Source organism: Rhizobacter sp. P2_D12 (assembly GCF_056404395.1).
In genome coordinates this window covers 1-3,828 of the sequence record NZ_JBFUEB010000218.1, presented here as the reverse complement: position 1 = coordinate 3,828, position 3,828 = coordinate 1, and the positions used below count along the sequence as shown (strand labels likewise).

At 70.1% G+C, this 3,828-nt stretch carries 4 protein-coding genes; 1 reads left to right on the top strand and 3 read right to left on the bottom strand.

The window, feature by feature from the left end; translation table 11 throughout:
- Together scpB and AC1DYN_RS31725 are read right to left on the bottom strand one after the other, a co-directional pair.
- Nucleotides 1-747 (bottom strand): SMC-Scp complex subunit ScpB (scpB, locus tag AC1DYN_RS31730; protein ID WP_477966658.1); only part of this gene is annotated, 747 nt, incomplete at its 3' end.
- 291 nt (nt 748-1,038) lie between these two features.
- Nucleotides 1,039-2,073: an RluA family pseudouridine synthase gene (locus AC1DYN_RS31725; RefSeq protein WP_477966656.1), complete on the bottom strand. Its 1,035-nt coding sequence runs from the start codon at nt 2,071-2,073 to the stop codon at nt 1,039-1,041.
- Nucleotides 2,074-2,131: 58 nt separating this feature from the next.
- On the opposite strand from AC1DYN_RS31725, the gene AC1DYN_RS31720 reads away from it, so the two are divergent.
- Entirely contained in the window at nt 2,132-2,929 is a 798-nt protein-coding gene (locus AC1DYN_RS31720; RefSeq protein WP_477966654.1) for an outer membrane protein assembly factor BamD, read from the top strand.
- Between the two features lie 4 nt (nt 2,930-2,933).
- Here AC1DYN_RS31720 and AC1DYN_RS31715 read toward each other — a convergent pair.
- A partial coding sequence (locus AC1DYN_RS31715; RefSeq protein ID WP_477966652.1) for an ATP-dependent DNA helicase occupies nt 2,934-3,828 on the bottom strand: 895 nt, incomplete at its 5' end.

The following is a 3,828-nucleotide window of genomic DNA, read 5'->3' as shown; positions in this document are numbered from 1 at the left end:
GCTTGGTTCATGCGGTGTGTCCTTGGGGGCGGCGTCGGCCGCAGGCTCGGGGAAATCGGAGGGTTCGGGGGAAGACGGAGCGACGGGTTCGTCGTCCGGTACGGCAGCAGGTGGTTCGGCTTGCGCCGCCGACACCTCGATCGCCAGCTCGCCGTCGAGCGCCAGCGCGCCCTGCTCCGGTTCGAGCAGCGACGGCTGGGCGGCCAGCGCTTCGGCCATCGCGCCCGGGTTCAGCGTCGAGCTTTCGAGCATCGGCAGCTGTTCGAGGCTCGCGAGGCCCAGGTCGTCGAGGAATTGCCGCGTCGTCGCATACAGCGCCGGGCGGCCCGGGGCTTCGCGGTAGCCGATCGCATCGATCCAGCCGCGGTCCTCGAGCTGCTTGACGATCTGGCTGCTGACCGTGACGCCGCGGATGTCTTCGATGTCGCCGCGCGTCACGGGTTGGCGATAGGCAATGATCGCCAGCGTTTCCATCACGGCGCGCGAATACTTCGGCGGCTTCTCGGGGTTCAGGCGGTCGAGGTACTCGCGCATCTCGGGCCGGCTCTGGAAACGCCAGCCGTGGGCCAGCGCCACCAGTTCGACACCGCGCTCTTCCCAGTCGCGCATCAGCTCGTCGAGCAGCGCACGCAGCGTGTCCGCACCGATCTCGTCGGCGAACAGCGCACGCATGTCCCGCAGCGGCATCGGCTGCTGGGCGCAGATGAGCGCGGTCTCAAGGACGCGCTTTGCATCCTGTGTGTTCATTGACTTCGTTCACATTCTCGGCCGGCAGGGCCGGCGGGCTTTCGGGGGCAGGCTCCGATCGCATCGACCCTCGCAGGAACCGGCGACTGCACCGGTGTGTCACTGTCGAAGGCTGTCGGGCGGTTGGAGCTTCTGGTTCGATGCGTTATCGCGGCGAACCGTGCGCCGCGCCCTTTCGGCGCGGTCACCTCCATGGGAGGAAGCCATTGTGCGCGGCGCGGACGCCGTGCGGAACGCTTCGTTGATCCGGGGAGGGTTGGCCACCATTGTATAGGGCGGCCCGCTTGCGTGTCACGGGGCTTCTGCGCAGGCCTGCAACACCTGCTGCCAGGCCTGCGCCAGGTCGGCCGGCGGGGCCGATTCGAACTGCAGCGGCTGGCCACCCAGTGGATGCACGAAACCCAGGCGTGCGGCATGCAGGGCCTGGCGCACGAGGCCCAGGCCGGGCCGCCCGCCATAAAGCGCATCGGCCAGCAGCGCATGCCCGCGCGACGCCAGGTGCACGCGGATCTGGTGCGTGCGCCCGGTGTGCAGCTTGCACCGCACCGCGCTGACCGCGCCGCCGCCGAGCTCGGCGAACTCGCCCAGCGCGACCCGCGTCACGTCGGTCTGCGCCGGCTTGCCGCTGGTCACCACCGCCATCCTGACCCGCGATTGCGGATCGCGCGCCAGCGGCGCATCGATGCGGAACGGCTGCGCCGGCACGCGCCCGTGGGCCAGCGCGACGTATTCGCGCTGCACCTCGCGCGCGGCGATCGCGCGCACCAGGGCGGTCACGGCCTGCAGGGTCTTTCCGACGACCATCAGGCCGGAAGTGTCTTTGTCGAGCCGGTGCACGATGCCGGCGCGCGGCAGCGTGGCCGCCGCCGGGTGGTGGGCGAGCAGGCCGTTCAGCAGCGTGCCCGACCAATGGCCCGCCGCCGGGTGCACGACCATGCCGACCGGCTTGTCGATCACGAGCAGCGCGTCGTCCTCGTACACCACCGGCAGCACCATCGCCTCGGGCCGGAAGGCCAGGCTCTCGGGCGTCGGCACCAGTTCCACCCGCACCTGCTGCCCGGCCGAGACCTTGCGCGAGGCCTGGGTGGCCGGCCGGTCGTCGACCCACACGTGGCCGCCCTCGATCAGCGTCTGCAGGTGGTTGCGCGAGAACTCGCCGGCCATCGTGACCAGGGCCTTGTCGAGGCGCACGCCGTGCAGGCTGCGGTCGATGATGGCGCTGCGGCGCTCGGGCGCATCGGCAACGCCGGCCTCGAGGGCTTCGTCGCCGGCGTCGCCCGGGTCGACGAGCTCGGCCAGGGGCGGGTCTTGCGGAGGGTGAACCATATAATCGCCGCTCTTCTTTCGACAGGATGCGCGCCGCGGCTGTGGCGCCACGAGGCTCATGAATGTGATTCGCTTGGTTGGCCGGTGGTCGGGCCTGGCATCGGTGGCCGTGCTGGCGGCCCTGCTGGCGGCCTGTGGCTCGACCCCGAAGGACGAAACGGCCGGCATGACCGTCGAGAAATTGTATGCAGAGGCGAAGTCGGAAGCCGATGCCGGCAGCTACGAACGCGCACTCAAGCTGTACGAGCGCCTCGAAGGCCGCGCCGCCGGCACCCCGCTCGGCCAGCAGGCCCAGCTGGAGCGGGCCTACCTGAACTACAAGACCGGCGAGAAGGCCGCGGCGCTGGCGGTGCTCGAGCGCTTCATCAAGCTGCACCCGACCAGCCCGGCGTTCGACTACGCACTGTACCTGCAGGGCATCGTCAACTTCAACGACAACCTCGGCATCTTCAGCAGCATTGCGCGGCAGGACCTGTCCGAGCGCGACCAGCAGGCCTCGAAGGACTCGTACCAGTCGTTCAAGCAGCTGGTCGACCAGTTCCCGCAGTCGAAGTACACGCCCGATGCGCAGGCGCGCATGCGCTACATCGTCAATTCGCTCGCGGCCTACGAGGTGCACGTGGCGCGCTACTACTACCGGCGCGGTGCTTACGTGGCGGCGGCCAACCGGGCGCAGCAGACGGTGCAGGAATTCCAGCAGAGCCCGGCCACCGAAGAGGCCTTGCACCTGATGGTGATGAGCTACGACAAGCTCGGCCTGCAGCAGCTGCGCGACGATGCGGGGCGCGTGCTGCGTCAGAACTTCCCGAACAGCGTGTTCCTGGCGTCCGAGCCGGCACCCGCCACGGCGCAGTGACGCGCTAGAACGGCAAGGCCTGCGCCTGCAGGCCTTCCAGCCATTCCAGCGCCCCGGCCTCGTCCACCAGCCGCGTCATCGGCGGCAACGCGTCGCGCAGGCGGCGCCCGTAGTTCATCCCCGACATGCGCGGATCGCAGACCACCAGCAGCCCGCGGTCGGTCTCGCTGCGGATCAGCCGCCCGGCGCCCTGCTTCAGCGACACCGCCGCCTCGGCGACGAAGTAGTCGGCGAACGGGTTGCGCCCTTCGCTCTCGAGCCGCTTGACGCGCGCCTCGACCAGCGGATCGTTCGGCGGCGGGAACGGCAGCTTGTCGATCATCACGCACTGCAGCGCGTCGCCCGGCACGTCGATGCCTTCCCAGAAGCTCTGCGAGCCCACCAGCACCGAGCGCGGCTGCGCGAGGAACTGCTGCAGCAGCTGGCGCTTGGGCATCGAGCCCTGCATCAGCACCTGGATGTTGTCGCCCTCGGTCTCGAAGGTGTCGCGCAGCCGTTCGCCGACCGCCTGCAGCGCGCGCAGCGTGGTGGTCAGCACGAAGGTGCGCCCGCCCAGCGCGCGGGCGCAGCGCGCCGCCAGCGCCGCCACCGCCACGGGATGCCCCGGCTCGTTGGGCTTCGGGAAGGCGGTCGGGATGTACAGCCGCGCATGTGCCGGATAGTCGAACGGGCTGCCCACGCGCAGCGTCTGCGCGTCTTCCAGGCCGGCCGATTCGGTGAACCAAGACAGGCGCTCGTCGTCGCCCAGCGTCGCCGACGTGAAGATCCAGGCGCGCGGCACGGCATCCATCTGCTCGCGCAAGGCCTCGCGGATGTCCAGCGGCGACTCGACCAGCCGCGCCTGGTGCGGCGACAGGTCGATCCAGCGCACGCGTCCGGGCGTCGCCTCGCGTTCGAAC